Annotated in this window: 26 protein-coding genes; 8 read left to right on the forward strand and 18 right to left on the reverse strand. The window is 68.3% G+C overall.

What is annotated here, in order from left to right; all coding sequences use genetic code 11:
* Positions 1 to 38 precede the first annotated feature (38 nt).
* A complete protein-coding gene (locus ACVWZ7_RS12955; protein ID WP_456508071.1) occupies positions 39 to 3,443 on the reverse strand; it encodes a DEAD/DEAH box helicase in 3,405 nt (1,134 codons plus the stop codon).
* A gap of 195 nt (positions 3,444 to 3,638) precedes the next feature.
* Here ACVWZ7_RS12955 and ACVWZ7_RS12960 point away from each other — a divergent pair, with 195 nt between their 5' ends.
* Positions 3,639 to 4,550 (forward strand): DMP19 family protein, encoded by a 912-nt coding sequence (locus tag ACVWZ7_RS12960; RefSeq protein WP_456508072.1) that lies wholly within the window; start codon positions 3,639 to 3,641, stop codon positions 4,548 to 4,550.
* Between the two features lie 88 nt (positions 4,551 to 4,638).
* Here ACVWZ7_RS12960 and ACVWZ7_RS12965 read toward each other — a convergent pair whose 3' ends face one another.
* The gene (locus tag ACVWZ7_RS12965; RefSeq protein WP_344366011.1) at positions 4,639 to 5,160 is read right to left on the reverse strand and encodes a COG4315 family predicted lipoprotein; all 522 of its coding nucleotides are present in this window, start codon (positions 5,158 to 5,160) and stop codon (positions 4,639 to 4,641) included.
* 188 nt (positions 5,161 to 5,348) lie between these two features.
* On the opposite strand from ACVWZ7_RS12965, the gene ACVWZ7_RS12970 reads away from it, so the two are divergent.
* Together ACVWZ7_RS12970 and ACVWZ7_RS12975 are read left to right on the forward strand one after the other, a co-directional pair.
* The gene (locus tag ACVWZ7_RS12970) at positions 5,349 to 5,858 is read left to right on the forward strand and encodes a sigma-70 family RNA polymerase sigma factor (protein WP_456508073.1); all 510 of its coding nucleotides are present in this window, start codon (positions 5,349 to 5,351) and stop codon (positions 5,856 to 5,858) included.
* Positions 5,855 to 6,538, forward strand: coding sequence for an anti-sigma factor family protein (locus tag ACVWZ7_RS12975; RefSeq protein WP_456508074.1), 684 nt, complete (start codon positions 5,855 to 5,857; stop codon positions 6,536 to 6,538). The genes ACVWZ7_RS12970 and ACVWZ7_RS12975 overlap by 4 nt, the downstream gene beginning before the upstream one ends.
* Positions 6,539 to 6,598: 60 nt before the next feature.
* On the opposite strand, the gene ACVWZ7_RS12980 is transcribed toward ACVWZ7_RS12975, so the two are convergent.
* On the reverse strand, positions 6,599 to 7,405 hold the full coding sequence (locus ACVWZ7_RS12980) for a DUF1206 domain-containing protein (protein ID WP_116767250.1): 807 nt from the start codon (positions 7,403 to 7,405) through the stop codon (positions 6,599 to 6,601).
* 137 nt (positions 7,406 to 7,542) lie between these two features.
* Positions 7,543 to 8,499 carry a tRNA (guanosine(46)-N7)-methyltransferase TrmB gene (trmB, locus tag ACVWZ7_RS12985; protein WP_456508075.1) on the reverse strand — a complete coding sequence of 319 codons (957 nt, stop codon included), beginning with the start codon at positions 8,497 to 8,499 and terminating at the stop codon, positions 7,543 to 7,545.
* A 93-nt stretch (positions 8,500 to 8,592) separates the two neighbouring features.
* On the opposite strand from trmB, the gene ACVWZ7_RS12990 reads away from it, so the two are divergent.
* Positions 8,593 to 9,864: an MFS transporter gene (locus ACVWZ7_RS12990; RefSeq protein ID WP_456508076.1), complete on the forward strand. Its 1,272-nt coding sequence runs from the start codon at positions 8,593 to 8,595 to the stop codon at positions 9,862 to 9,864.
* Between the two features lie 108 nt (positions 9,865 to 9,972).
* On the opposite strand, the gene ACVWZ7_RS12995 is transcribed toward ACVWZ7_RS12990, so the two are convergent.
* Positions 9,973 to 11,262, reverse strand: a complete 1,290-nt coding sequence (locus ACVWZ7_RS12995; protein ID WP_116767248.1) for an MFS transporter — start codon at positions 11,260 to 11,262, stop codon at positions 9,973 to 9,975.
* 23 nt (positions 11,263 to 11,285) lie between these two features.
* Positions 11,286 to 12,554 (reverse strand): M20 metallopeptidase family protein, encoded by a 1,269-nt coding sequence (locus tag ACVWZ7_RS13000; protein ID WP_344365999.1) that lies wholly within the window; start codon positions 12,552 to 12,554, stop codon positions 11,286 to 11,288.
* A gap of 195 nt (positions 12,555 to 12,749) precedes the next feature.
* Between ACVWZ7_RS13000 and ACVWZ7_RS13005 the strand changes: the two genes are divergently transcribed.
* Together ACVWZ7_RS13005 and ACVWZ7_RS13010 are read left to right on the forward strand one after the other, a co-directional pair.
* On the forward strand, positions 12,750 to 13,781 hold the full coding sequence (locus ACVWZ7_RS13005) for an Lrp/AsnC family transcriptional regulator (RefSeq protein WP_456508077.1): 1,032 nt from the start codon (positions 12,750 to 12,752) through the stop codon (positions 13,779 to 13,781).
* A gap of 198 nt (positions 13,782 to 13,979) precedes the next feature.
* Positions 13,980 to 15,401: an MFS transporter gene (locus ACVWZ7_RS13010; RefSeq protein ID WP_344366081.1), complete on the forward strand. Its 1,422-nt coding sequence runs from the start codon at positions 13,980 to 13,982 to the stop codon at positions 15,399 to 15,401.
* Positions 15,402 to 15,533: 132 nt separating this feature from the next.
* On the opposite strand, the gene cycA is transcribed toward ACVWZ7_RS13010, so the two are convergent.
* The 12 genes from cycA to ACVWZ7_RS13070 all read right to left on the reverse strand — a co-directional run bounded on the left by cycA (position 15,534) and on the right by ACVWZ7_RS13070 (position 23,682).
* A complete protein-coding gene (gene cycA / locus ACVWZ7_RS13015; protein WP_456508078.1) occupies positions 15,534 to 17,063 on the reverse strand; it encodes a D-serine/D-alanine/glycine transporter in 1,530 nt (509 codons plus the stop codon).
* Between the two features lie 434 nt (positions 17,064 to 17,497).
* Positions 17,498 to 17,923, reverse strand: coding sequence for a hypothetical protein (locus ACVWZ7_RS13020; protein ID WP_456508079.1), 426 nt, complete (start codon positions 17,921 to 17,923; stop codon positions 17,498 to 17,500).
* A complete protein-coding gene (locus ACVWZ7_RS13025) occupies positions 17,920 to 18,573 on the reverse strand; it encodes an Asp23/Gls24 family envelope stress response protein (protein ID WP_456508080.1) in 654 nt (217 codons plus the stop codon). Before ACVWZ7_RS13025 ends, ACVWZ7_RS13020 begins: the two co-directional genes overlap by 4 nt.
* Positions 18,570 to 19,157, reverse strand: coding sequence for an RNA polymerase sigma factor (locus ACVWZ7_RS13030; protein WP_456508081.1), 588 nt, complete (start codon positions 19,155 to 19,157; stop codon positions 18,570 to 18,572). The genes ACVWZ7_RS13025 and ACVWZ7_RS13030 overlap by 4 nt, the downstream gene beginning before the upstream one ends.
* Positions 19,158 to 19,213: 56 nt before the next feature.
* The gene (locus ACVWZ7_RS13035) at positions 19,214 to 19,444 is read right to left on the reverse strand and encodes a CsbD family protein (protein WP_116767244.1); all 231 of its coding nucleotides are present in this window, start codon (positions 19,442 to 19,444) and stop codon (positions 19,214 to 19,216) included.
* A gap of 57 nt (positions 19,445 to 19,501) precedes the next feature.
* Positions 19,502 to 20,107, reverse strand: a complete 606-nt coding sequence (locus tag ACVWZ7_RS13040) for a hypothetical protein (RefSeq protein ID WP_456508082.1) — start codon at positions 20,105 to 20,107, stop codon at positions 19,502 to 19,504.
* Positions 20,104 to 20,685 (reverse strand): hypothetical protein, encoded by a 582-nt coding sequence (locus tag ACVWZ7_RS13045; RefSeq protein ID WP_456508083.1) that lies wholly within the window; start codon positions 20,683 to 20,685, stop codon positions 20,104 to 20,106. Before ACVWZ7_RS13045 ends, ACVWZ7_RS13040 begins: the two co-directional genes overlap by 4 nt.
* Positions 20,682 to 21,068: a hypothetical protein gene (locus ACVWZ7_RS13050; RefSeq protein ID WP_456508084.1), complete on the reverse strand. Its 387-nt coding sequence runs from the start codon at positions 21,066 to 21,068 to the stop codon at positions 20,682 to 20,684. The genes ACVWZ7_RS13045 and ACVWZ7_RS13050 overlap by 4 nt, the downstream gene beginning before the upstream one ends.
* Positions 21,065 to 21,256 carry a DUF2273 domain-containing protein gene (locus ACVWZ7_RS13055; RefSeq protein ID WP_456508085.1) on the reverse strand — a complete coding sequence of 64 codons (192 nt, stop codon included), beginning with the start codon at positions 21,254 to 21,256 and terminating at the stop codon, positions 21,065 to 21,067. The genes ACVWZ7_RS13050 and ACVWZ7_RS13055 overlap by 4 nt, the downstream gene beginning before the upstream one ends.
* Entirely contained in the window at positions 21,253 to 21,687 is a 435-nt protein-coding gene (locus ACVWZ7_RS13060; protein ID WP_456509109.1) for an Asp23/Gls24 family envelope stress response protein, read from the reverse strand. Before ACVWZ7_RS13060 ends, ACVWZ7_RS13055 begins: the two co-directional genes overlap by 4 nt.
* A 235-nt stretch (positions 21,688 to 21,922) precedes the next feature.
* Complete coding sequence (locus ACVWZ7_RS13065) at positions 21,923 to 22,591, reverse strand: SAM-dependent methyltransferase (protein WP_344365970.1); 669 nt, start codon at positions 22,589 to 22,591, stop codon at positions 21,923 to 21,925.
* Positions 22,588 to 23,682, reverse strand: a complete 1,095-nt coding sequence (locus tag ACVWZ7_RS13070) for a class I SAM-dependent methyltransferase (protein WP_456508086.1) — start codon at positions 23,680 to 23,682, stop codon at positions 22,588 to 22,590. The genes ACVWZ7_RS13065 and ACVWZ7_RS13070 overlap by 4 nt, the downstream gene beginning before the upstream one ends.
* A gap of 191 nt (positions 23,683 to 23,873) precedes the next feature.
* Here ACVWZ7_RS13070 and ACVWZ7_RS13075 point away from each other — a divergent pair, with 191 nt between their 5' ends.
* Together ACVWZ7_RS13075 and ACVWZ7_RS13080 are read left to right on the forward strand one after the other, a co-directional pair.
* Complete coding sequence (locus ACVWZ7_RS13075) at positions 23,874 to 24,179, forward strand: hypothetical protein (protein WP_202615858.1); 306 nt, start codon at positions 23,874 to 23,876, stop codon at positions 24,177 to 24,179.
* 340 nt (positions 24,180 to 24,519) lie between these two features.
* Positions 24,520 to 26,427, forward strand: coding sequence for a DEAD/DEAH box helicase (locus tag ACVWZ7_RS13080; protein ID WP_116767238.1), 1,908 nt, complete (start codon positions 24,520 to 24,522; stop codon positions 26,425 to 26,427).
* Positions 26,428 to 26,452 lie beyond the last annotated feature (25 nt).

A 26,452-nucleotide genomic window follows, 5' to 3' on the forward strand; every position in this document is an offset into this window, starting at 1 on the left:
CCGGGCCGGGGACCCGGCCGCGTTGCTGGCCAACCGTGTCAGTCGTTGAAGAGCCCCGCCAGGTCCTCGGCGGTCAGGGCGCCGCCGCTGAGCGCGTCGCCTTCCATGACGTCGGCGAAGAGCTGGGATTTTTTCGCCTTGAGGGCCATGACCTTCTCCTCGATGGTGTCCTTGGCGACCAGCCGGTAGACCATGACGTTCCGCGCCTGGCCGATCCGGTGGGTCCGGTCCACGGCCTGGGCCTCCGACGCAGGGTTCCACCACGGGTCCAGCAGGAACACGTAGTCGGCCTCGGTCAGGTTCAGGCCGAAGCCGCCGGCCTTGAGGCTGATGAGAAACACCGGTGCGGCGCCGTTCTTGAACTCGTTCACGACGTCGGAGCGGTTGCGCGTGCTGCCGTCGAGGTAGCAGAACTCGATGTTTTCCTCGACCAGGCGCTCCCGGACCTTGCCCAGGAAGCCGGTGAACTGGCTGAAGATCAGGGCCCGGTGGCCCTCGGCCACGAGGTCCGCGAGCTGCTCGAACAGGACATCAAGCTTGCTGGCCCGTACCCCGGAGAGCGAGGGGTCGATCAGCGACGGGTCCAGGCTGAGCTGCCGGAGCAGGGTCAGCGACTGGAAGATGGTGAAGCGGTTCTTGTTGACGTCGTCAATCAGGCCCAGGATCTTTTGGCGTTCCCGCTGTAGGTGCGTCTGGTAGACCTTCTGGTGCCGCGGATTCAGCACGACTTCCAGGATCTGCTCCTGCTTGGGCGGCAGGTCCCGGATGACCTGTTCCTTGGTCCGCCGCATCATGAGCGGCCGGACCCTGCGCCGGAGCTTGTCCAGCTGTGCCTTATCGCCGTTCTTTTCCACCGGTTTCTGGTAATACTCGGCGAACCGTTTGGGGCTGGAAAAGAGCCCGGGCGCCACGATCGAGGTCAGCGCCCAGAACTCCATCAGGTTGTTCTCCAGCGGGGTGCCGGTGATGGCGAGTTTGAAGGCGGCCGGCAACTTGCGGGCGCACTGGTAGGCCTTGGACTGGTGGTTCTTGACGAACTGGGCCTCATCCAGGACCAGGCCCGCCCAGGTCCGGGACGCATAGGCCTCGTAGTCGATCCTGAATAGGGCATACGAGGTGATGATGATGTCTGCGCCGGCCATCGCCTCGGCCGGGTCCGCACCGTTCTTGGCGAAAGTTTCGCCAATGGCACGCGCCGTCAGTCCCGGCGCGAACCGCGCCGTCTCAGCCTCCCAGTTGCCCACCACGCTGGTGGGGGCGACGACGAGGAAGGGTGCGGTCCCGGCGTCGGACTGGGCTTCATCTCCTGTGGCCGCATCCTTCGCGGCGCAGATCAATGCCAGGGCCTGGACGGTCTTGCCCAGGCCCATGTCGTCAGCCAGCACGCCGCCCAGCCCGTGGCGGTACAGGAAGCTCAGCCAGTTGAAGCCTTCCAGCTGATACGGGCGGAGCTCGGCGTTCAGCGTCGCGGGTAGCGGCAGCCCCTTGATGTCGCCTTCCAGCAGGCCGCCAACGGATTCGCGCCAGGCAGCCGCCTGTTCGTCGACGATGCCGAGGTGCGCGAGCTCGTCCCACAGTCCGGCCTGGAAGCGGCTGATCTGCAGGGGCGCGTCTTTGTCGCCCGGGTTGTCCTGCAGCGAGCGGGCCTCATCGATCAATGCCCGCAGCTGGTGCAGCTCCGGCAGGTCCAGGGAGAAGTACGCCCCGCTGGGCAGCAGCATGCGGGTCTGCCCGGCCGCGAGGGCGGAAAACAGCGCCGCGAAGGACACCGGCTGGCCTTCCAGGGTGATGACAATGCCCAGATCGAACCAGTCGCGGCTGTCCGTAGCCTTCGTGGAGATCGCGACCACGGGCGCTTCCTCGGCTTCGCGGTAGTCCGCGATTTCGCCGGAGGTGTCCACCGCGACGCCGGGGAGGTCGCGGAGCCGGGGGAGCACGTCCTCGGTGAAGGCGAGCGTGTCCAGCCCGGACAGTTCCGCCGTGGCCGCCAGGCGCGGCGTGCCCCAGCCTCCGGTCGCGGATTCGCCCAGGGCCGGGACCACGTCCCAGGGTTGCCCGACGGCTTCCAGGATGCGGGCCTCGGCGGGGTCGTCCCGGTAGCCGTGGTCGCCCGGATGCCGCCACAACGGCTGCGCCGTGACGAGGTTCCCGGACTTGTAATGCCATTCCCAGTGCAGCCGGACCCGGTGGTCGGCACCGTAGTTGGCCAGCAGGGACAGGGTGGGGACGGCAAGCGCGGGCAGTTCCACGGACTCGTCCGAGGCCGTTACCCGGGCGGTCTGCTTGAGTTTGGGATAGAAACCGGTCAGGAAGCGGCTTTCGTCCCGGGCAGGGATGTGCAGGGTGGTCCCGCCCGTGACGAAGGTCAGCAGTTCCTCGCTGAGCCCGCTTTCCAGCGGGGCGAGCGTGATGATGGGGTCGGTCGGGGCGCCGCCGGGCAGGGCGCCGCCGTCGGACGTCAGGAAGATTCCATGCGCCGGGCGGCCGATGGTCTCCACCGACGCCGGATCCACCACTTCGCCTTCCACCGTGATGGTCGGCGCGAGTTCCAGCCCGCCGTCGTCCCCGCCAGTGCCGAACCGCGCCAGGTTGAGCCCGACGGCGGCCGGCTCCTGAACTAACCGTACCGGCTCCGTCCCGCGGCTGTGCACCAGGGCGAGGCCGATCTTCTGGGCCTGGGACAGCAGGCTCCACAGGTTCTTGCCGGCGTAGGTGTTGAGCCCCAGCCACAGCCCGGTGCCGGCATGCTGGCGGTTCGCCACGGCGGTGTGCGAGGCGAGGAACTCCTGCATCCACTCCACATGCGCCTCGTTGCATTCACGCCGGTAGTTCAGGTAGCTCAGCGTGCTCCAGGAGACGTCGCCGCGGATCCACTTGCCCTTGGCCCCCATGATCACGGGCCGTGCCTTGAGCTGGCGGACGCTGCGGAGCGGATCGCGGCGGCCGGTGTAGGAAAAATGCGGGGCGGGTTCCTCGACGTCGAACTGGAGCGCCAGGGGCGTGCCGTTGGCGGACGGGGTGATGCCCGGGCTGGCGATCAGCGGACTGAGCGCCTGCTCCCAGTCGGCCAGCTCCGGCGGCGCGCTCTGGCGGGACAGCCTCGTGGACTCCGCCGGGGCCAGCAGCTGAATCCGGATGGCCGGGTTGTCTTCGGCCGAGAACAGCAGGGCCGCCACGTGCTTGCAATCCTTGCGTACCGGGCAGCTGCAGACGCCCACCGTGCAGCTCCAGCCGCCGGTTTTCCGCACGAGCTTGGCCGTCGTGGAGTAGGGAACGTCGGCGCCGCCCCGCACCTTGCCCAGGAGCAGCCCGGTGGCGGCATCGAAAGACATTCCGGAAACGCGGCTCCCCATGGCGTAAGCAAGTCCGGCCGCAAGGGAGCGGTCGTTGATCGCGGGAGTCTGAATTGCCAGTGCCGCACTCTCGTCCGGATGGGATGGCATGTGCGCGCTACTTTCGGCAGGAGGTCATCTGATCCATCTTAGCGAGCCTTTAAGGTCCCCGGAACTTCGCCGGCCGCCGGGGAACATCCCCCAAACTTCGCCTGACGTTCAACTGGGGCACGGCTCCCGGCAGGGACGACGGACCTACCGTGGAGGGGTCCGGAGTATCAGCAGTTCCAGCAGTAAGGATTTCGCATGACCAACGGTGAGCCCACCAGCCAGTCCGCCCACAGCTACCCGACCGTGCTGACAACGGAAAGCCTCAGGGGTGGCAACGAGGACGTCGTCGACGCAAACGTCAACGTGGTCAACGCCATGTTCGAGGAGTTGCTGGATGCGGACGAGATCTCCCCGACCGCGCTGCGCAGCTACTACGTGGACTTCTACCTGACGCAGGCGCAGGCCGGCGGCTTCGCGCAGTACGTGTTCACCGTGCCGGAACGCGAGGAAATCGATCCCTATGTCCGGGAAGGGCTGGCGGGCATGGGCGCGGCCGCGCATCTGGACCTCTTCAACCGAACGGTGGCGGCTTTCGGTGCCCTGACCGACACCGACGTCGACACCTACCTCGACGGCGGCAGCAGCTGGGTCGCCGGAGGCGACACGGAGGCCGACGACCCGGAGGGTGACGTCTCCGACGCCGTGCGGCGCATCGAAGAACTGGACGGGGAATTCGAAACGGTCCTCGAAGCGGAGGACATCGTGGCACTGAATGCCGCGTGGCTGCGCGGCCAGCCGGACCTGCTGGTCCTTGACGACGATGACCTCGATGCCCACATCGCCGGCAGGGTGGCCCGCATCCCCGACCTCGCAGAGCGCCAGGCCGCCGCAGCGGCCGAAGCCCTCCTGGACGCGCCGGAGTTCGAACAGATTATCCGGGAGCTGTGCGACATTGCCGGGCACAGCCTGGAACGGATCACCATGGGCGATCCCAACTACGAGCACAACGGGGAGACCACCCTGGCCTGGCACTTCACCACCGAACAGGGCGAATTCCTCATGCTCGAAGACGACGACGAGGCCTTCATGCTGAACCCGCGGACCAACGAGATCCTCGCCGCCGTGGAGTTCGAAGAGACAGTGGAGTTCGAAGAGGCTGGCGCCTAAGCGGCTTTCCCTGCGGTCTCGGCGGCGGCGCCATTGCGCGTTGCTGCCGAGACCGCCCCTGCCGCACGGCGCATTGCCCGGGTGCCTTTTAGTAGCCGCCCGCCGCGCTCTTGATCATCTCCCCGGACGGTGCCACGAGGTACCAGGCCCCGCCGACGCCCTGGCCCGTGATGTCTCCCGCGGCCTGGTCCTTGGAGTAGTAGTAGATCGGCATCCCGTTAATGGTCACCTGCAGCTTTCCGTCAGCTGTGGGAATGGTTCCGACCTTGCCGGTCACGCCGTCAACGGTGGGGGTCGCCGACGTCGATGTGACCGGGGGCCACGTCGTCGCGCACCCGGCGGTGCAGGTGCTGGTCCCGGAGTCCTTCGTGTCCTTAGTGAAGGAGTAGACGCTCAGTCCCTTGCTGCCCACCACGATCGCACCGGCCGTGGACTGGGCCACCGTGAGGTCCGCAGCGGACGTGGACGCCGGCGCCGAACTGGCCGCAGCGCTGCTGGAGGAGGGGGCCGGCGCTGCCGACGTTGACGTCGTTGTGCTCGCGCCGCCACAGCCGGACAATAGCGCGGCAAGGGCGAACGCGGTCAAGCCTAGGCTGAGATGCTTCTTCATTGCTGCTCCTTGACTCGAGCCAGCCTGACTCGCCAGGCCGGCGCTACCCCCTAAGACGTATGTGGGGCGCCAAATGGTTCACGTAGGGGCAGCCCTGTTCACGTCAGCGCAGTCCCGGGGCACACTGAACTATTGGGCGCGCCCGTACGTCTTACAGGGGGCAGAGCACAACTCGCGGGAGGTGGGACATGCCGCTGGACGAGGACGTCGTGGCCGCAATCTACCGCGACCACGGTGCGGCCTTGAGGCGGTTCGTCCTTAGCGCTTCCCGGGACCCGCAGCTCGCCGACGACGTCGTCCAGGAGACAGTGCTGCGGGTCTGGCAACAGGCGCCGCAGATCACCGGCAGCCTGCGCAGCTACCTGTTCCGGACGGCCCGGAACATCATGATCGACAACTATCGCAAGGCCCAGCGGCGCCCGCAGGAAACCGGCGACCGCGAAGTTCCGGCCACCACCGACGGCGCAGGCGCCGCCGGACGCATCGACGATCTACTCAACAAGGTCCTGATGGAGGAGGCGCTCCTGCGGCTCAGCGCGGAGCACCGCGACGTCCTGGTGGCGCTTCATTACCGCCGCTGCACGGTCCAGGAGGCAGCCGCCCAATTGAAGATCCCCAGCGGCACAGTGAAGTCCCGGGCGTTCTACGCCGTGCGGGCCCTGCGGACAATTCTCGACGAAATGGGGGTGCAGCGGTGAACGGCGGCGGACTGCACGAGCTCCTCGGCGCGTATCTGCTCGGCGGGCTGGAACCGGCCGAGGCCGCCGCCTTCGAACAGCACCTGGCCGTCTGTGCGGACTGCCGGCAGGAACTGGACGAACTTGCCAGCCTCCCCGCGCTGCTCGACGCGGTCCCGGTGCCCGACGCCGTCAGACTCACCGCGGCGGCTACGGCCGCCCGGGACCGGGCTCTTGTTCGGCCGGAACCCATGCCGGTCCCGCGCAGGCTGCTCGACGAGCTCGCGCGCCGGCGCCGGACTGTGCGGCGCCGGTGGGTGTCGGCCGTGGGCGGCGCCGCCGCCGCATGCCTGGCGCTGGGGATCCTGGCCGGTCCGCTGCTGAACCAGCCGGCCAAACCTGACGCAAGCTACTCTGTGACGGCAAGCAGCGGGCTGGAGGTCACGGTGGGACTCGTCAGGAAAACCTGGGGCACCGAACTGGCCGTGGACGCCCGCAGCCTGCCCGTCGACGGGACCCTCTCGCTGTGGGTGAAGGACCGCGACGGCGGCGAAGACCGCGCCTGCGCATGGACGGCCACGCCCACCGGAAAGGTCCGGATCACCGGGGCGACGCCGGTGCAATTGGCCAAGATCACCAGCGTCGAGATGCGCAATGAGCAGCAGCAGACCGTGGCCGTCATCGCCGTGCCGCAGGGTTAGCGGACACCGTTCGGGCATGAACCCCGGCAGGTCACGCCCGGGCCCCTTAACTTCGCGGACCTACATCTTCGCGAGCTTGGCGCGCAGCGCCATGAAGATGCCGTAGCAGATCAGGCCGACCCCGACGGCGGCCAGCAGATACACACCGAACGGCTGTTCGCGCAGGGCCTTGAGGCTGCCGTCGAGCCCGGTTGACTCTTCCGGGTGGGCCTTCACGGTGGCGATGATGATGAGCAGGCCCACCAGCAGCAGAGCGAAGCCCTTGGCGGCGTAGCCCACGACGCCGACCACCGTCACCGCGGTGCGTGCCTGCTTCTGGGACGGCATGCGCAGGTACTTGATGAAGGACTTCCGAAAGCCGCGGATCGCGTAGACGATCCCCGTGACGGCCACCGCGGCGCCGATGACAATCAGGAGCGCGACGCCACCGGGCGCCTTCATCAGGTTGATGGTCAGATCGCTGGTTGACTGGCGGTGGTCGGCGTGTGCGCCGGTGGCGACCGAGGCCAGGGTGAGGGCAAACCCGGTGTACACCACGGCCTGCAGGCCGGCTTTGAGCTTCTTGCCGACCTTCTTCTTGGTGGGCAGGTGCTCGAAGTCGAAGATGGCGTCGCTGGCCTGCCAGATGGCCAGCGCCACGCAGGCGGCAAACGAGGTCCAGAGCAACAGCGGCCCGGCCGGCTGCCCGGCGAGTTCTTCCACAGCGCCGCTCACGTCGGCCTGGCCCTGGCCGCCCATGGCGAGCCGGATTGCGACCAGCCCGATGAGGAAGTGCAACAGTCCTGACACGGCGAACCCGGCCCGAGCCACTACTTCAAGCGGCTTGGAATTGGTGACTTCCTCGGCGACGTCCGCGGCGTCCTTCATTTCTTCTTTGATGATGGTTCCTTAGTACTAACTGGCAAGCCGCGTCCCGGAGCCCCGGCAGCCCCGATAACCGAACTTCTTCCGTAATCGTGCCACGCGCAGGCGTTCAGCAACAGATTCCCGCGGGCCGGTCTTAGCTAACGGCGGCGGTAGCTGAGATCGAAGATCAGGCGCCCGGCTTCGTGGGCCTTGTTCTCGAAGCTGGTGAGGATCCGCCCCTCAAACCGAGGCGCCCAGCCGCCGGTCCCGTCGACGCCTTCGTTGGGCCCGGTGTGTTCGGTGCTGACCGGCGCCCGGCCCTCCTTGACGGGCGCTCCGCCCACCCGGGATTCGACGCCGGATTCCCATACCTGGGTCAGGGGGCTGTCCGCGCCGGCGCGCTCACCCTCGTGCAGGTTCTCGAACTCTGCGGAGCCCGCCATGACTTCGCGGACGTGGACGGCGTAGTTGGACCAGTCGGTCGCGATCCGGAAGATGCCGCCGGGCCTGATGGCGCGGGCCGCGAGGTCGGCGAAGGCCGGCTGGATGAGGCGGCGCTTGTGGTGCCGGGACTTGTGCCACGGGTCAGGGAAGAACACCCACAGTTCCGTGACCGAGCCGGCCGGCAGCATGGTGGCGAGCACCTCGGGGGCGTTCGCTTCCACCACCCGGACGTTGCTCAGCTTGCGGCTGTTGATTTTGATCAGGGTGTTGGCCAGGCCGGGGGTGTAGACCTCCACGGCCAGGAAGTCCTTGTCCGGGTTTTCCTCGGCGGCGTGGCAGACGGCGTCGCCCAGCCCGGAACCGATCTCCACAATCAGCGGAGCCTTGCGGCCGAATTCGGCTTCGGCGTCGAAGACGTAGTCCGGGTGCACGGAGGTGTTGGCGACGTGGCGCGGGACCTCCACCGCCCAGCGGTCCGCGTGCTCCTCCCAGGCGGCCTGGCGGCGTCCCTGCAGGCGTGTGCCGCGGCGGACGAAGCTGACCGGACGGCCCCCGTATGTGCCGAACGAGGCCTGGCTGCCCGGGGTCACGGGGCGGGGCGACTGTGTCTCGTCCGGGGCGCCGGACAGCGGCATTTCCGGCGTGCCGGGGGTTTCTGGGGATTCGCTCATCCTTTCCAGAATAGTTGAGTTTGCGGGCCCGGCCCGCCCCGGGAATCCGCCAGGCGCCTGGCAACGAGGCCGCCGGGGCCCCGGACTGCAAGAATGGGGCGGGTGACCTCAGCCGGGAAAACTGACCAGCAGGATCTTTCGCCACGGGCCGTTCCCAGGGACGAGCCCGCCGGGCCGCCGCACGCGGCCAGCCGCCGCATGCTCGCGTACTTAGGCGTCTGCCTGGTCCTGATCGGGCTTAACCTCCGCACGGTGTTCTCGAGCTTCGCCGCGGTCCTACCCGAGGTCACGGCCGACGCCGGGCTTCCGGCCTGGGCGGTTATGGTGCTCACCACCGTGCCGGTGACGCTGCTCGGCGTGTTCGCCCCGCTCGCCCCCGGACTGGCACGCCGGTTCGGTGCCGAGCGTGTGCTGCTCGGTGCCATGGCCGTGCTCACGGCAGGGCTGCTGCTGCGGCCCGTGGAGCTGCCCGGAGTGGGGCACCTGCCGGCCATGCTGGCCGGAACCGCCGCGTGCGGTGCCGCGATTTCGCTCTGCAACGTGCTGCTGCCCGGCGTCGTCAAACGTGACTTCCCGCACCGTCTGGGCCTCATGGGCGGGCTCTACACCACTGCGATCTGTGCCTCGGCCGCCCTCGGTGCAGGCTTCACGTTCCCGGTCTTCCGGGCGACCGGGCAGTGGACAGCGGCGCTCTGGTTCTGGGCGGTGCCGGCCGGCGTCGTGCTTCTCTTGTTCCTTCGCCCGGCGCTCCGGGCCCGTCCGGGCGGGCAGCCCCGCACGGGCGCCGGGGTCAACGTGTGGCGCTCCGCCGTGGCCTGGCAGGTGACGTTGTTCATGGTCCTGCAGGCCATGATGTCCTTTAGCGTCTTTGCGTGGCTGGCCCCGATCCTGCGCGAACGCGGCGTGGACGGCGGCACGGCCGGACTGATCGTCTCGGCCTCGATTGTGCTGCAGATGCTGGGCTCGCTGTTCGCGCCGGCGCTGGCCACCCGGTTCCGGGACCAGCGCGCCATCAACACGGTGGTGGCCCTCATGACCGGGGGAGGGTTCGCGCTGAGCATCTTCGGTCCCACCGAATTCCTCTGGCTGTGGACCGGCCTGCTCGGCCTGGGCCAGGGCAGCCTGACCGCCGCCGCACTGACCCTGATCATGGTCCGCACCCGCGACGGGCACACGGCCTCCCACCTCTCCGGCATGATGCAGGGCGTCGGCTACGGGCTTGGCTCCAGCGGCACCCTCCTGGTCGGCCAGCTCCACCAGGCCACCGGATCCTTTGCCGCGGCGGGCGTGCTGTTCCTGCTGGTGGGCTCGCTGGCCGCCGTGTTCGGGTACCGGGCCGGGCGGGCCCGCTTCGTCGGCGGCTGACCCCTTCAACACGATGCGCTGGCAGTTATGGCTGTTCTGAGCCCGCCAGAAGAGCCATAACTGCCAGCGCATCGGGAGCCGACCCTGCTACAGAGGGCCGACCCCGTTTCAGAGGGTGAGGTCCTTGCCCTTCGTCTCCGGGATGGTGAAGACGAACACCGCGGAGATGGCGAGCAGAAGCACGGCGTACACATTGAACAGCTGCGGCATCTGCACCGTGGTGCCGAGCCACTGCTGGAGGTAGGGTGCGGTGCCGCCGAAGACCGCCACGCAGATCGAGTACGGGACTCCGACGCCCACGGTGCGGATGCTCGTGGGGAACAGCTCGGCGTAGACGGCCGGCACGATCGCAGCGCTGGCGGCGATGAAGATCAGCATGACGGACATGCTGACGGCCAGCTGCCAGGCGGAGTCCTTGAGCAGGGCGGTCATCGGGAAGTGCATGATGCCTGCGCCGATCGCACCGGCCCACAGAACCTTCTTGCGTCCGATGCGGTCCGCCAGTTTGCCCCAGAAGGGCAGCGCCGCGATGAACACGATATTACCGATCACGCCGGCCCACAGGGCCTCGCCGCGGTCGATCTTCAGCGCGGTGGTGGCGTAGCTGGGGGCGACAACACCCCAGATGTAGTAGATGACGGTCAGGCCGACCGTCAGGCCGATCACCTGAAGGGCCTGCTTGCGGTGGCGGACAATCTGCGGCCAGATCGGGGCGCGCTTCTCCGCCGAGGCTTCGCCCTCAAAGACGTCCGTTTCGTGCAGCCGGGACCGCATGATCAGCGCGTACAGGCCCATGGCCGCGCCGATCAGGAACGGGACGCGCCAGCCCCACGCGTTCATGACTTCGGTGCTTAGGGTCATGTTCAGCACGGCACCCAGCAGGGTTCCGAACAGGATTCCCACCGTGCCGGAGGTGTAGATCAGGGTGGCCCAGTAGCCGCGGTGTTCCTTCGGCGCCATCTCGGACAGGTAGGTCTGCGACGACGGCAGCTCCCCTCCGTGCGCCAGTCCCTGGATCAGGCGCGCCACCAGGAGCGTCAACGAGGCCCAGGCCCCCACCGCGGCGAAGGTCGGCGCGATGCCGATCATCAGGCTGCCCACCGACGCCAGCCCCACGGCCAGGGTCATGGAGGCCTTGCGGCCGATCCGGTCGCCGATCCAGCCGAACAGGAAGCCGCCGAACGGGCGGGCAACGAAGCCGACGGCGAAAATCGCCAGCGTGGACAGCACCGCGGACGCAGGGTCTGACTTGCTGAAAAGCTGGCTGGCGATGAACGGCGTGAACGTGGCGTAGATGGCCCAGTCGTACCATTCAACGGCGTTGCCGATGCCGGTGCCGATGATCGTCTTGCGGGTGGATGTCCGGGTTGCCGGCGTCGTGGACGCGGTTGTAATCATGGTCTTCTCCCTCGGGGGTGGGGCTAGGAAAGGGTGGAGGCAGCGGCGACAGGGGCAGTCGCGGCGGGGGCGTCTGCTGCCGCAAGCGCGGTCAGCCTCGATATGGCGAGCTCCGCGTAGAGTGCGGCGCCGTCAGCCAGCACGCCGTCGTCGAACGTGGCGTATGGGGAGTGATTGAACGCGGACGCGGTGGGGTCGGCGTCCCGGGGGACGGCGCTGAGGCCGATGAACGTCCCGGGGACCTCGGCGAGCACCCTGGAGAAGTCTTCGGAGCCGCTCAGTGGGGTGGCCCAGCGGGCGAGCCGGGAATCGCCAAACAAGCCCTCAATGACGTTCTCTGCGGTGTGCGTTTCGTCCTCGTCCGTGATGGTGAGGGGGTACTCCTGCTGGTAGTCGACGTCGACGTCCAGGCCGTGCGCCGCTGCGATGCCCTTCAGCAGGCGCGGCACGGCGTCCATCATCTTCTGTCGGGATTCCTCGGAGAAGGTCCTGATGGTGGCCTCGATGCGTGCGGTTTCCGGGATGATGTTGCGCTTGGTGCCGGCCTGGAGAACCCCGACGGAGAGGACGACTGGATCGAACATGTTGAACTGGCGGGTGACCATGACCTGGAGGGCGGTGACCATCTCGGCCGCCGCCGTCACGGGGTCCTTGGCCGAATGCGGGGCCGAGCCGTGGCCGCCGGCGCCGAGTACCGTGACCACCAGCCCGTCGGACGAGCTGAGCATGACGCCGGGTTTGGTGCAGAACGTGCCGTGCGGTTCGAGGGCGGAAAAGACGTGCATGCCGTAGGCGGCGTCCACGCGCCGGCCGGCGGCATCCAGCACGCCTTCGCGGATCATGTGGCTGGCGCCGTCGAAGCCTTCCTCGCCGGGTTGGAACATCAGGACGACGTCGCCGGCCAGCCGGTGCCGGCGTTCGGCCAGGAGGGTGGCGGCTCCTGCCAGCATGGACGTGTGGAGGTCATGGCCGCAGGCGTGCATGGCGCCGTCGATCCTGGACGTGTAGTCCACGCCCGTCTTCTCCTGTACCGGCAGACCGTCCATGTCCGCGCGGAGGAGGACGGCGGGGCGGGAGCAGGCGCCCGTTCCGGGAGCCTGCCCGCGCAGCACCGCGGTGACCGACGTCGTGGCCTGGCCCAGCGTGATCTCGTAGCCGAGCCCGTCGAGCGCCTTCAGCACTTTTTCCTGGGTCCGCGGGAGCTCCAGGCCGATCTCGGGCTCCCGGTGCAGCTCATGGCGGAACCGGGCCAGGTCCGCCTGCATTTCCCGGGCGTCTGCGGTGATCGGCACGTTTTCTCCTTGCTTGTCGTTTGTCGGAATCGCGTAATTGACGAATTGGTTTTGTCGCTGCGGCTTGGTTTGGGTCTGGTGAGGACTGCCTGCGTCTATTCTCAAGTGACATGGTTCACATGCTGCTAAAGGCCTGAAAAAAATGCAAAAACCGGCTGGAGTCGCAGTTTTCGTGCACGAATGAGGGGAAGAATAATGGAACTCAGCGAGGACGACCTCGCCCTGATCAACGTCCTGCAGATCGCTCCGCGCCTGAGCTGGGCGGATGCCGCGGAGGTGCTGGGTGCCCACGCCACCACCCTCGCCGCCCGCTGGGAACGGCTGCGGGCCTCAGGCGTCTCCTGGGTCACCGCCCACCTGATCGGCGACCCGCACCAGATGTGCCTGGCGTTCGTCGCCGTGGATTGCGAAATGAACCGGCGCCAGGACGTCACCGCCCGGCTCGCCGAGATGCCGGAAATCGTCACGGTAGAGGAGGCAGCCAGCAACCGGGACCTCATGCTGACCGTCATTACGCCCTCCCTGGACGACTTTAGCCTGAAGGTCATCGCGCGATTGAAGGAGATCGACGGCCTCGTCAAATACCAGACCGCACTGTGCACCAGGCTGCACGCCAGCGGCGGCTCCTGGCGGCTCAACGTGCTGAGCCGGGCACAGCAGGCCGCCGTGCGCACATTGGCCGGCGCCGAGACCGCCGGAGCCGCCCAGGCCGCCGCCCTCGGACCGTTGCCGGAAAGCCACTTGGCGCTCCTGCCGTTCCTGGCCAGGGACGGACGCGCCACGGCGGCCGACATTGCCCGCGGTCTGGGCCGGCACCCTGCGACCGTCCAGCGGCAGCTCAACCGGGTGCTCGCCAGTGGCATCCTGTCATTCCGGTGCGAGGTGGCTCAGAAGTTCTCGGCCTTCCCCGTGACCTGCCAGTGGTTCGTCAACGTCCCCGCCGGCCGGCATGAGGCAGCCGCGGCCGAGCTGAAGACCATGCGGAACGTGAGGCTCAGCGCCTCCACCACAGGTCCGACGAACTTCGTGATCATCATGTGGTTGCAGTCCCTGGCCGACGTCATGACGATCGAGCTCGCGTTGCAGCAGAAGGTGCCCGGGATCGAGCTCGTGGAAAGCGTCGTCATGTTGAGCACCGTGAAACGTGTGGGGTGGATGCTGAATCCGGACTCGCGGGCGAGCGGCGCCGTCGTGGTCCCGGCCCAGGGACTCGATGCGGCCGGCTGACCCGGCCCGCTGACGTGGCCGGACGGCCGGGGCCGGGGCACGCAGCTGATGTGCGCGGCGTGCCGCTCTTGTAGGCTGTGGCACGTGCCCCGAACCGACCCACACGACGGTCAGAAACTCAGTCGGAAATCCAGTCAGAAACCTAGTCGGACCTCCAGTCAGAAATCCAGCCAGGAATCCGTCCCGGAATCAGCCGGCATCTTCCACCGCAGCTACCTGCTGGTGACGCTCGGCGCCTGCGCCCTGGTGTTCCTGGCGGCCTTCGAGTCTCTTGCGGTGACCACCATCATGCCGCTCGTCAGCCGGGAGCTGGACGGCGCAAGCCTCTATGCGTTGGCCTTTGCCGGGCCGCTGGCCACCGGGGTGATCGGTATGGTGGCCGCCGGCAGCTGGTCCGACCGCAAAGGACCCGTGGCGCCGCTCCTGGCCGCGGTGGGCATGTTCGTGCTGGGCCTGCTCATCGCCGGTACCGCCGGGACCATGCCGGTTCTCGTGTCCGGCCGGCTAGTCCAGGGACTGGGCGGGGGTGCGCTGACGGTGGCCCTCTATGTGGTCATCGCCCGGGTCTACCCGCCGGTGCTGCATCCGAAGATCTTCGCCGCCTTTTCCGCGGCCTGGGTCATCCCGTCCCTGGTGGGCCCGTTCGCTGCCGGCGTCGTGGCGCAAGTGGCTGGCTGGCAGTGGGTTTTCCTCGGCGTGGTGGGACTCGTGGTCCCGGCCCTGCTCCTGACGGCCCCGTCTTTGCGCGGCCTGCACGGAACCCCGGGCGCCGCAGCAGCCGCCCCGCCAGCCCCAGGGTCGGCAGGCGGTGAGGCGGCAGCCGTGGAGACTGCCGGGGGTGCCCGTCCGCCGGGCGGTCCGGCCAAGTTGGCGTTGGCAGCCCTGGCAGCGCTCGCGGTGCTGGGCCTGAACCTGTCCGCCGAGGTCCCGGGGGCCGGCGGCGTGCTGGCGGCGGCCGCCGTCGCCGTCGCACTACTGGCCGTCCGTCCCCTCATGCCGCGCGGGACCCTGACCGCCCGGCGCGGCCTGCCGAGCGTCATCCTCACGCGCGGGCTCGCGTCCGCCGCATTCTTCGGCGCCGAGGTCTATCTGCCGTACCTGCTCGTGGAACGCTATGCCTTTGCCCCCACTTTTGCGGGCCTCACGCTCACCGGCGGTGCCATCGCCTGGGCGGCGGCCTCGGCCATCCAGGGCAGGCTGGGAACCCGGCTGGAGCACCGGCGGGCGGTGCGGATCGGCTCGGCCCTGGTCCTCGGTGCCGTTGTCCTGGCGTTCGTGACGACGGTACTGGCCTGGCCGGCCGCTGTCGCGATCGCGGGCTGGATCCTCGCCGGGGGCGGCATGGGACTGATGTATCCGCGCCTGAGCGTCATGACCCTGGCCCTCTCCACCAGGGACACAGAGGGCTTCAACAGCTCGGCCATGTCCATCTCGGATTCGCTCGGCGGCGCCCTGGCCCTCGCCGGCACGGGAGTCGTGTTTGCCGCGTTCTCGACGGCGACGACGGCGGCGGCGTCGTTCGCCGGAGTCTTCGCGCTGACGGCGGTGATCGGCGTCGCCGCCGTGGCTGTCTCGCCGCGCGTCGCCGTCGTCCCGGCTGCCGTCAGGACACGGGAGTAAAGGCACCGCAGGCGATCGCACGATCAAGGGCAGGAGCCCCGGCCGGAAGAATCCGGTCGGGGCTCCTGCACATCCCGTCACGGCGTGTCCGTGCCGGGGTGTCTCTGTCGAGGCTTAGCGGAGGCTCAGGGGTCAGACGGTGGTGCGGACGACTTCCTCCGAGCGGACGGCCTGCCATTCCACAATCCGCGCCTGCTGCAGCGGTGTCTTCCGGTTGAAGTGCCAGGCGGCACCCAGCAGGAGGAACCAGATGGGGGCCACGAAGAGTGCCAGGCGGGTGTCATCGGCCTGGGCCAGCGCCACGAGCATGAAGACGAAGAACGCGAGGACCACGTACGGCATGAAGGCGGAGCCGGGCATCTTGAACTTCGACGCCGCGTGCAGGGCCGGCCGACGGCGGCGGAAGACGATGTAGCTGATCAGGATCATGGACCACACGAACATGGTCAGCACGGAGGCCACGGAGGTGACGATAGTGAACGCACCGATCACGGAGTCGCCGGCGTAGAGCAGGACGAGTCCGGCGAGCAGGAAGATGCAGGAGAACAGCAGCGCGTTCTGCGGGACCTTGCGGCTGCTCAGCTTTCCGAAGGCTTTCGGCGCGTTCCCGTCCTGGGCCAGGCCGTAGATCATGCGGGAGGTGGAGTAGATCCCGGAGTTGGCGCTGGAGGCCGCGGAGGTCAGGACCACAAGGTTGATGACCACGGCGGCGATCCCCAGCCCGGCGAGCGTGAACATGCCGATGAACGGGCTGCTGGCGGGATCGATGGTGCGCCAAGGGTTGACGGCCATGATGACCACCAGGGCGCCGACGTAGAAGAGCAGGACACGGACCGGGATGGAGTTGATGGCACGCGGCAGGTTCTTCTCCGGGTCCTTGGTCTCGGCGGCGGCAGTGCCCACCAGTTCGATGCCGGCGAAGGCGAAGATCGCGATCTGGAAACCGAGGATGAAGCCGAACATGCCGTGCGGGAACATGCCGCCGTCGTTCCACATGTTGGCGAGGTTGGCTACCGCGCCGTTGGGGGACGTGAAGTGGGTTGCAATCATGATCGCGCCGGTGGCGATCAGGGCCACGATGGCCACTACCTTGATGATGGCAAACCAGAACTCCGCTTCACCGAACGCCTTCACGGTGGGGAGGTTCAGGAGGACCAGCACCACGGGGGTGAGCAGCGCCGGGATCCACAAGGGGGTGCCGGGCGCGAGCTTGTCCACGTAGCCGGAGATGGCGACGATGTCCGCCACTCCGGTGACAACCCAGAAGAACCAGTAGGACCAGCCGGTGAAGAAGCCGGCCCAGGGGCCCAGGAGGTCGCCGGCGAAGTCACTGAAGGATTTGTAGTTCAGGTTGGAGAGCAGGATCTCGCCCATGGCCCGCATGACGAAAAACAGCATGAAGCCGATGATCATGTAGACGAAAATCACGGACGGGCCGGCGAGGGAGATGGTCTTGCCGGACCCCATGAACAGGCCGGTGCCAATGGCGCCGCCGATGGCGAGCAACTGGATGTGGCGGTTGCCCAGGGCTCGGGCGAGGTGCGGCTCGCGGCTCCCGGCGCCGGATGCGCCGTGGGCGGAGACGGCGGTTCCAGCAATTTCAGATGGTGCAATGTCGGATTCTGCAGTGGCCGGAGCGGCCGTGGTGATGCGTTCAGACATGAGGCTTCTTCCTTGTCACAGGCGGTCGCAGCGGGCGGGGGTTCCGCGATGCGGTCCGCACGGATCCGTCAGAGTGTGACGGAGGTAACAGTTTTGGCGGGTAGATCAAGATTAGGGCCGGTATTTGGCGGTCCCTGTTGCCGCGGCAGTCCGCGTAGGTGAACCAGCCGGTCGGTGATACGCCGTGCTGATGCCCGCCGCACGGAGGTCCGGCGAGGTGCCGGAACGGGCCCGGAACCCCCGTCTTTCCGGGGCTTTGGGGGAAGAGGCGACGCCGGTGCGGCCGTCCGTCGCAGCCGTCGGCGCCGCTCTTCCACCACTCACCCATCCGCAGGCGCCTTCGACAACTGTCGAACATCTTAGCCTCAGTTGTCGTCCGCTGTCTTTTGTCACATTTTTTGCGCTGCGAAGGCGGCTCCGCCGGCGCCTGCAGCCTAGTTGGTGCCGATTTGGTCGCCGCCGATGTGGACGATGGCGACCTCGACGGACACGGGCTGCGGGCTGAAATGCTGCCGCACTGCGGCGGCCACCGCCCGGGCCACGTCCGGCGCCGGGTACGCCCCGCTCACTCCGATGCGCGCCTTGACCGTCGTTATCGCTGTGCCGGTGCCGGCCTCGGTGACGTCCACCGGAGACGGTGTTGCTCCGCCCACGGCGGACCGGGCCGCCCCGGCAATCGTCTGCCACAGCGGGCGTGCCGGATACACCGTCGTCACGCCGTCGACCGCCAGGATGATCTCACGGAGTTGTGCCGGCAGCGACGCCGCGGAGAACGCTGCGGGAGCGAGCACTCCGGAAGAGCGCGCTGCAGCGGGTGGCGCCACGGGTGTTCCGTTCCCGGGAAGCAAGGGCTCGGTCATGGCTCCTCCTGTGGAGTCGGCGGGGCGCCGGGCCCGGGGGGCTGCTCCGGATGCTGGGGTTCGGGGTTCAGGGGCTCCGGCTTTCGGGGCTCCAGGACATCGGTGATGGTGACGTCGATCGCCGTGATGTTCAGTTCGGTCTGCCGGGCAAGGGCGGCGGCCAACTTCCAGCGCAGGGTGGCGGCGCGGTCCTCCAGCGGATGCCCGTACACGACGGCGAGGTCGACGCCCACGGTGATGGGCGCCCCGGGCCGGGTAACGTCCCCGTACAGGCGGCATTTTCCGGCGGCGGTGCCGGGAAGCGAATCCGCCACGGAGCGGATCAGCGCCGAAATTGAGCCCTCTGTCTCGGTGAGGACGTCCCCGGGTGAGTCGGAGCGCAGGGGAATGATCCGGCCCGGCCGCAGTTCCAGGCGCAGGTTGCCCAGGATCGTCTTCATCCAGTCATCGCTTCCGCTGCCGGCGGCGGCGGTGTCGGCGTCGAGCAATTCATGGCCCAGAGCCGAGAGGCTTCGCAGGGATGCCAGTCCGGACTGGCATTCGGGACAGTCCGCAAGGTGGCCCGGATCGCCGATCCGTCCGGTGTCCAGGTATTCGCTCAGGTCTGCAAGGCTGTGCCCGCAGCTGAGCATGTCGCCGGGAGCGCTCATCGCCAGTCCTCCATTTCGCGGGCCAGGGTGATGCGTGCCCGGGCAAGGCGGCCGCGGACACTGGCAGTGCTGATGTTCAGGGTTTGCGCGATTTCCTCATAGCTCTGGTCATTGAACTGCTTCAGCACCCAGCAGCGGCGCTGCTCCTCGGGCAGGGCGGCGAGGGCGGCCTTGAGGGCGTCCATTCGGGAACCGCTCAGGGCGGCGCTCTCCGGATGGTCCTGGTGAGCGGTCCCCGCGCCGGCCTCTACCCTATGGTCCAAATCCCCGAGGTTGGAATGGTTTCTCCGCTTCCGCAGGTGGTCGATGCTGCGGCTGCCGGTAATGCGCAGCAGCCAGCTCTTCACTGCGTCGCCGTCGCGCAGGGTATCGAGCTGTTTCCAGGCCTGCATGAGCGATTCCTGCACGACGTCGTCGGCGTCGGCGAGGGAGCCCGTCAGGCGGCGGGCGCAGGCCCGCATGAGGGGGCCGTGCCGGCGGGCCAGCGCCTCAAAGGCTGCCGTGTCGCCGTCGGCGGCCCGTCCGGCCAGGAATGCGTCCGGTACGAGGTCCAATTGATGTGGCGCCGAGGGTGAACCAGTCACGAGTCTGTCGCTTTCCTCTGCTTCCATAACGGGCCTTCCGTGCGGGGAGTCCGGCCCTACTCCTTGCTGAAGCCTTCCTTGAGCTTCCGCGCGGCGTCCTTGAGGTTTTCTCCGATGTCGGCGGCGGCGTCCTTAAAACGTTCGCTGGCCTCCTGCAGCTTGGCGCGGGCCTGCTCCTGCTGGCCTTCGCGCTTGAGGTCCTCGTTGCCCGTCAGCCTGCCGGCACCTTCTTTGGCCGCACCGATGTGGTGGATGACCGTGTTGTTGGCCTTGTCGTCGGTTCCCATGATGTTCCTTTTTCTGTCATTACTAGGTGACGCGGTAGAGCCGTAGGTCCGCCCGGGTTAGCGGGCGCGATCAGGTCCAGCCACCTTTGTCCTGGTGCCACTGGTGATTCGGACCAGAACCGGAAGCGGATGGCCCAGCAACGCGTCGATACCCTGGACCAGGTCCTCTGCGGTATCCGCGATCTCCCGGGGGGATGCTCCCTGCCGGGCCTGCAGCCGCAGCCGGAGCCCCGTTTTGCCCCTGGATTCCCAGGCTGAGACCGATGTCCCGAGTACCAGGCGGTTGCCCTCGAGTGCTTGCTTGACGGCCGCCGCGATGAGCCCCGTTTCGACCACGGTGGTGCCGCGGTCGCCGTCGGCCTCCCGGCCGACCCTGGGTGTCCGGCCGCCGCCCTGCGATGCCAGCCAGGCGATGCTCAGCCCGGCCGCCAGGATGAGCGCGGCGACTCCCGCCACGGCCCACCAGGAGCGGGCCGGGCCCGGAAGCGGTGCCGAGTCGAGGAGACTTCCGGCATGGTCCATGAGGGACGATCCCGTGGCCGCCCAGCTGGCCGCAACGCCACGCATCATCCCGGCGGCAGCCGTTGCCGCCCCGGCTGCGAGCAGCACGAGCCCGGCCAGTGCCAGTATGATCCGGTTCAGCGCCCTGTTGGTTTGACTCATTGCCCCAGGGCTCCTTCCTTTGAGACGTGGATTGTGGGGGTGATCCGGCGGTTCAGGGAGTACGCGGCGAGTTCGTCGTGGACCGCAGTGCCGATCGCGTCGCGGTCCACGGCAACGCCCGACGTCGGACGCACCTGGACCCGGACGGCCCGTTTGCTAACCGTGGTGGTGACCTGCCCTGGTGCGAGCCCCGCGCTGAGGCACGCCCGCCGGGACACTGCAGATGCGATGACCTCGTCATCGACCACCACGGCGCTCCGGTCGCTGTGGAAGGCATGCCGAGACCGGCGGCCGCCCGCCGTTGCGGCGGCGAGCAGCACCAGGCCAAGGACCGCCAGACCGGCTCCGGCGGCAACCAGCCCGGCAGGGATTGTCTTGTCCGGCACGCCGGCGAGCCAGTGCCCCAGTTGGCCGGGGCTGGCGAGGACCGGGTTATCCCGGAGCAGCGCCAGCACTGATTCGAGCGCAAGCCAGAGGAAGACGACAGCGAGAACACTCGCCGTCAGTACTGACGCTGTGGCCCGGGAGGAGTGGATTTCCCGGCGGACCAGGCGCCGGAGGGATCGTTCCTGGTTCATGTGACCCTCCTCTGGTGGTTCCTGCCGCCCGGCGCGTCCACCCTGGCCGTGTCGGAGGACTGTTTGGCCCCGCTGAGTCGGATGTCCACCCTGCCCAGCGTCCTGCCGGTGAGGTCCAGTCCGCGGGCGATGATGGTTGTCCGGGCCGCCCGGGACCGGTCGAACAGTGTGCCGCCGTCCTTCCCCTGGCGGCTCATCCCCTGGGGGCCCAGCAGCGGCGCGAGCGCCAGCTGCACGGAGACCGTTGCGGCGAGCCGGCCCGAATCGTCGTCCAGCGCCGCCGCGACGTTGGATCTCGGAACGCCGAAGGCGCTGGCGGCGATGGTTTCGACGGTGTGCTTCAGGGCTGCCGGGGTGATGCGTGTCTGCCCCGCCCGCGTCATGAGGAGGAGCGCTTGCCGCGCAAGGCGTCCATTACGCCGCCGAGGTCCAGCCGGCCTTCGGCGGCGCGGCCCAGCACGGCCCCTGCCCCCATGAAGAGCGCGGTGAGCAGGAAGCCCCAGAACCCGAAGGCCAGCGCCGCTGCGGCCAGGACGGCTCCGATGGCCACGCCGGCCGCCGTGGGGCTCAAGCCACCCTCGGCTCAGTCCGGGCGTCCTCGGCATCCTCGTCATCGGAGGGCACGTGGATGTCGGTGATGGTGATGTTGACCTCCGTCACCTCCATGCCGACGAGGTCCTCGATGGCCGTGTAGACGGCGTCGCGGGCGTTGTCCGCGACTTGCTGGAGCGGGTGCGGATATTCGACCACAAGGGTGATGTCCACCGCGACCTGGGTCTGGCCGACTTCCACGCTGACGCCCTGGGTGAGGTCCTTCTGGCCGACCTTTTCGCGCAGGGTTCCGAGCGCGCGGGCCGCTCCGCCGCCCAGGGCGTGCACTCCGTCGATTTCCTGGATCGCGATGCCGGCGATCTTTGCCACGACGCCGTCGGCCACAGTGGTGGCGCCGCGGCCGTCGTGGCCGGCTGGCTGCGCAGAGCTCTCCAGCGCAGAGCTTTTCAGTGCAGGGGTCTTCTGGGCAGGGTTGTTCAGCCCGGGCGCCTTCGAGGTGGCTGCCGGGCCGGTCTGGCCGTGGACGTCTGCCGGGGTGTGCGTCTGGGTCGTCAATGCAATCACTCCTGATCGGTTGGGGAAGGCGCTCCGTGGCGCCGTCATAAGTAAGACGGGTCCGGAGCGGACTTCCTCACGGTCGAATCAGGGTGAGCTGCATCACATGAGGTTTGGGGGGCAAGCCGCGCTATTGGGCGGCCAGCCGGGTGGCGCGCAGTACGGCGTCGGTGAGGGACGCCGCCTCGCCTTCGGGGCCGGTGACGCTGCGATGCCGGCTGTCGAGGACTTCCAGGCGCCATTGGGGCTCCTCGATCCGGAGCTCATGTGCAAGCTCCTCGGCGGTGAAGAACTTCTCCGGCGTGTGGTGCCCGCCCCACGGCGGCAGGCCGTCGGGGTGGTGGCCGACGATCAGCAGGGTGCCGCCGGTACGTACCGCGGCCGCGGCGAGCTGCAGCGCCTGCTGCCACGGCATCTGGGTGGAGTGCAGGAACTGGGCCGTGACGAGGTCGAACAACCGGTCCGGGACCCACGTGGCCAGATCCTGCTGCACCCACTCGATCTTGGCCGACTGGCCCCGTTCCTGAGCGTGGGCGGCCGCGCGTTCAAGGGCGACCGCCGAGACGTCCAGGGCGGTCACGGACCAGCCGCGGGCCGCTAGCCAAATGGCGTCCGCGCCCTCGCCGCAGCCCAAATCCAGGGCCTCGCCGGGACTCAGATGCGCAACCTCCGCGATCAGCTGTGGATTCGGTTGCCCGCTCCACATCCGCGGGCGGCTGCTGTACTTTTCGTCCCACATCCGGGCGGTGCTGACCGGCTCCGCAGGATCGGCGTGATGCTCGTGGCTGTGTTCCGTCATGGTTTCCCCTCATCGTGGTGGGCGGCCGCGTTAGGAAGGCCGTTTTCCGATTGGCTGTTTGCCGGCGCTCCGGTCTCCGGCGCAACGGTTTCCTGCGGACTGTGCCCGACGGCGGCAGGCACGACGGCGGTGACGAACCCGGCCGGCGCGGACCGCCGTCGGGTCTCCCGGCCGAAATTCCTGTGTTCCTCGAGGACCAACCCGTAGGACCCGACAAAGTCCGCGGCACTCTTCCTGGCCGGGGGAGGGTTGTCGATGCCGAAGGTCAGGGGCTCGCCGACAAAATTCGTCGCAGCCCGCGCGTACCGCATGTAAGGCGACCGCGAGGCGACGATTTCCTGAGAGAAGTAGTCAAAAGCCACGACGCTACCGGGGGCGGTCCCGGCGATCCTGCGCAGTGTCGCTTCGACGGAGGCCCGGTCCAAGTACATGGTCACCGCCTCCCAGAGGAAGAACGCGGGCCTGCCGGGGTCAAACCCCGCGGCCACCAGCTTCTCCATCCAGTCCTCGGTCTCGAAATCGGCGGACACATAGGTGGCCAGGTTTGTGGGTAGGCCCGCCTTCTCGAGCATTGCGATTTTGTGGGCCTGGGTTCGGGGCATATCGATTTCAAAGTAGCGCACGCGGTTCTCCGGTGACAGTCTGAACACCCGGGTGTCGAATCCCGCCCCGAGGACCACGAGCTGGTCCACGCCGGCAAGATGCCGCTGGATGGCGGCGTCGTAGTAACTGGTCCGCGCTGTCGACTGGTGGTGCATGGGCGCGCGCCCCCGGTAGGGATAGCGGTAGATCCTGGGAACGTAGCCCGTCAGCAGGTGGCCCACCAGGGTGGGTGCCGTCTCCAGCCGGAACCCTTCCTGGGACACATTCGGCATCACCGCCATGAGCCGGTCCGCAGGGCCATCCGGCCTCGTCTGCAGCCGGTGCTGCATACAGCGGGTGTAGAGGGAGGCGAACACGGTGGCCGAGACGCCGGTGCGCCGGCTGTACGCGAGCATTCGGGGGACGGTCGCGACGTAGGCCGCCACCCCCAAGGGAAGCAGGGCCAGTTGGATGACCCTAAAGGTTCCAGCGGCAACTATTCCCGGCATCGTTGCCCGTCTCCTCTCGCCACCCCATCCGCCCACCATGCTCCTCCGGGACCGAAGCGCGGTCAACAACGACGCGGGTCAAGGGCGGACGGACCTGCGGACACATGGAAATCACGCTCCGGAAACCATTCCGAAACCTCCATCGTGAATGCTGGGCACAGGACGTTGGACCGCTGGGGAAGGCACTGATCATGGACGTTGAAGAAGCACGGCACATCCGCAGCTCAAGTGAGCTGAACGTGGGGGACGAGATCGAGGCCTGGCACAACGGCAAACTCTTCCACCGGGGCACCGTAACGCAGACGGTCACGGCCGTGGACCTGTTCTGGATCCTGGACTCCCGGACGGGGACGCGTCGCCTGATCGACGCCGAGGCACTCGTTATCCTGCGGGCAGCGGACCCGGGCACAGCCAAGGCGGCGTCCCGGGCAGCCGCCCGCACGCCCGCCCAGCCGTCCCACATGCCGCTGTTCCAAGCGCCCAGCCTGGCCGGCTAGGAGCTGCACCAAGGTCACGGAAACGGGATCCGGCCCGGCCGGATGCTAGACTGGTGAAACTTGATGTGCAGTGATGCCCACTCATATTCGGTTGACCGGCTTCGGTCCATCAACCGGATCTCCTGCCGGATTCCTTCGGGGCCCGCCCGCAGGGAGTGGGTTTTTTCATGTGAGAGGCACATCCTGCGTCGATGAACGCGTTCCATTTGGTCCTGGCCGCCGCTAGCTGAAGTTTGGCAGCAGCCCGGTTGACCACCTGACTTTTCTTCGGCGAACCCCTGAGCCAACCGGCGCCGGGGGCCGATATCCGCATGGATACCGCCTGAAAGACCCTGAACTTATGACTACTTTTGCTGCCCTCGGCACGCCCAAGGCCCTCGCTGACACCCTCACCGCACAGGGGATCGTTGAACCGTTCCCCATCCAGGTCAAGACCCTCCCGGACACCCTGGCCGGACGCGACGTCCTGGGCCGCGGCCGCACCGGCTCCGGCAAGACCATCGCCTTCGCCATCCCGCTCGTGGCACGACTCGCAGAGCGCGAAGCCAAGCACTTCCGCAAGCCAGGCCGCCCGATGGGCCTGGTCCTCGCACCGACCCGCGAGCTGGCCACCCAGATCAACGCGACCATCGAGCCGATGGCCAAGGCCATGGGCCTGAACACCACCGTGATCTACGGCGGCATCTCCCAAGCCCGCCAGGAAAAGGCCCTCCGCGCCGGCGTCGACATCGTCATCGCCTGCCCGGGCCGACTGGAGGATTTGATCCGCCAGCGCATCTTGACCCTCGAGGGCGTCGAGATCACCGTCCTTGACGAGGCCGACCACATGGCCGACCTCGGCTTCCTGCCGGTCGTCAAGAAGCTCATGGACATGACCCCCAGCCAGGGCCAGCGCCTGCTGTTCTCCGCCACCCTGGACAACGGCGTGGACAAGATCGTCCAGCGTTACCTCTCCAACCCGCTGACCCACGCGGTGGATGAATCACAGGCCGCGGTGACCACCATGGAACACCACGTGCTCGTGGTCAACGACCAGACCGTCAAGAAGCAGCTGATTGTCGAGCTCGCCTCGGGTGCCGGCCGCCGGGTGCTCTTCCTGCGCACCAAGCACCACGCCCGGAAGCTGGCCAAGACCCTGACCGACGCCGGCATCCCCGCCGTCGACCTTCACGGCAACCTCTCGCAGAACGCCCGTGACCGCAACCTGGCCGAGTTCGCCTCCGGCGAGGTCCGCGTCCTGGTCGCCACCGACGTCGCCGCCCGCGGTGTCCACGTCGACGACGTCGAGCTCGTCATCCACGTGGATCCGCCCACGGAGCACAAGGCGTACCTGCACCGTTCAGGCCGTACGGCCCGCGCGGGCTCCGACGGCACCGTGGTCACGCTGACCCTGCCGGAGCAGCAGTCCGACGTCAAGAAGCTCATGAAGGCTGCCGGCGTCGAGGTTAACTTCGAGCGCGTTACCGCCAACTCGCCGCTGGTGGCCGAGCTCGTGGGTGAGATGGCCGACAAGATCGATCCGCGCACCCGTGCCGCACTGCTGGCCGCCAAGGCCGCCCAGCACGGCGGCGGCACCTCGACCGGCGCCAACGCCGAGCGCAAGCGCGCCCGTCGCACCACCCAGGCTGCACCCACTGCGGGTGGCCGGGGCGGCCGTGGCGGACGCGGACGCGTCGGAGCCGAGGCTCCCCGCACCGATCTGCCGCGTGCCGAGCGCCGCGCCGTCGCCTATGAAGGCCAGGCCGCTGCCCGGAACGCCGCAGAGCGCGTCGCGGAGAAGAACCAGGACCGCGCCGACGCCGAGCGCGCCGAGCGCCGGAATGCGCGCGGCCGTGGCCGCGTGACCGCTTACGGGCACCACAACGATGTCCCGGCCGCCGGCGGACGTGCCGCTGCAGGCCGCGGTTCGGACGGACGCGCCGCAGAAGGACGCAGCGACGCCCGGGGCGCTTCGGCTCCCCGCAGCGGTGCTCCCCGGACCGGCGGCGCTCCCCGCACGGGTGGCGCTCCCCGCACGGGGGCTTCGGCTGGCGGCCAGCGCAGCGGACGTCCGGCAACGGGCCAGCGTGCCGCTGCCGGTGCCAAGTCCGGCGCAAACTCGGCGGTCTGGTCCTCCAACACCGGCGGAACCTCCGGCGGATCCTACGCAGGCGGCGGCAACGGCCGCTCCAGCGAAGGCCGTCCGGCACGCAGCGGCGGCCCCCGCCGCGCGTCGGCCCCGGCGTCGAACGAACGCCGCAGCCGCTAGGGTTCGGGTTTTCGCTACATAAAGT

Source organism: Arthrobacter sp. TE12232, from assembly GCF_054062615.1.

Coding starts and splice junctions, on each gene's coding strand:
- ACVWZ7_RS12990 (WP_456508076.1), top strand. CDS start 8,593: ATGGGGCGGGTGACCTCAGCCGGGAAAACTGACCAGCAGGATCTTTCG.
- ACVWZ7_RS13040 (WP_456508082.1), bottom strand. CDS start 20,107: ATGAGTCAAACCAACAGGGCGCTGAACCGGATCATACTGGCACTGGCC.
- cycA (WP_456508078.1), bottom strand. CDS start 17,063: ATGTCTGAACGCATCACCACGGCCGCTCCGGCCACTGCAGAATCCGAC.
- ACVWZ7_RS13080 (WP_116767238.1), top strand. CDS start 24,520: ATGACTACTTTTGCTGCCCTCGGCACGCCCAAGGCCCTCGCTGACACC.
- ACVWZ7_RS13075 (WP_202615858.1), top strand. CDS start 23,874: ATGGACGTTGAAGAAGCACGGCACATCCGCAGCTCAAGTGAGCTGAAC.
- ACVWZ7_RS13050 (WP_456508084.1), bottom strand. CDS start 21,068: ATGACGCGGGCGGGGCAGACACGCATCACCCCGGCAGCCCTGAAGCAC.
- ACVWZ7_RS13020 (WP_456508079.1), bottom strand. CDS start 17,923: ATGACCGAGCCCTTGCTTCCCGGGAACGGAACACCCGTGGCGCCACCC.
- ACVWZ7_RS13045 (WP_456508083.1), bottom strand. CDS start 20,685: ATGAACCAGGAACGATCCCTCCGGCGCCTGGTCCGCCGGGAAATCCAC.
- ACVWZ7_RS12960 (WP_456508072.1), top strand. CDS start 3,639: ATGACCAACGGTGAGCCCACCAGCCAGTCCGCCCACAGCTACCCGACC.
- ACVWZ7_RS13065 (WP_344365970.1), bottom strand. CDS start 22,591: ATGACGGAACACAGCCACGAGCATCACGCCGATCCTGCGGAGCCGGTC.
- ACVWZ7_RS13025 (WP_456508080.1), bottom strand. CDS start 18,573: ATGAGCGCTCCCGGCGACATGCTCAGCTGCGGGCACAGCCTTGCAGAC.
- ACVWZ7_RS12965 (WP_344366011.1), bottom strand. CDS start 5,160: ATGAAGAAGCATCTCAGCCTAGGCTTGACCGCGTTCGCCCTTGCCGCG.
- ACVWZ7_RS13070 (WP_456508086.1), bottom strand. CDS start 23,682: ATGCCGGGAATAGTTGCCGCTGGAACCTTTAGGGTCATCCAACTGGCC.
- ACVWZ7_RS13035 (WP_116767244.1), bottom strand. CDS start 19,444: ATGGGAACCGACGACAAGGCCAACAACACGGTCATCCACCACATCGGT.
- ACVWZ7_RS12980 (WP_116767250.1), bottom strand. CDS start 7,405: ATGAAGGACGCCGCGGACGTCGCCGAGGAAGTCACCAATTCCAAGCCG.
- ACVWZ7_RS12970 (WP_456508073.1), top strand. CDS start 5,349: ATGCCGCTGGACGAGGACGTCGTGGCCGCAATCTACCGCGACCACGGT.
- trmB (WP_456508075.1), bottom strand. CDS start 8,499: ATGAGCGAATCCCCAGAAACCCCCGGCACGCCGGAAATGCCGCTGTCC.
- ACVWZ7_RS12955 (WP_456508071.1), bottom strand. CDS start 3,443: ATGCCATCCCATCCGGACGAGAGTGCGGCACTGGCAATTCAGACTCCC.
- ACVWZ7_RS12995 (WP_116767248.1), bottom strand. CDS start 11,262: ATGATTACAACCGCGTCCACGACGCCGGCAACCCGGACATCCACCCGC.
- ACVWZ7_RS13005 (WP_456508077.1), top strand. CDS start 12,750: ATGGAACTCAGCGAGGACGACCTCGCCCTGATCAACGTCCTGCAGATC.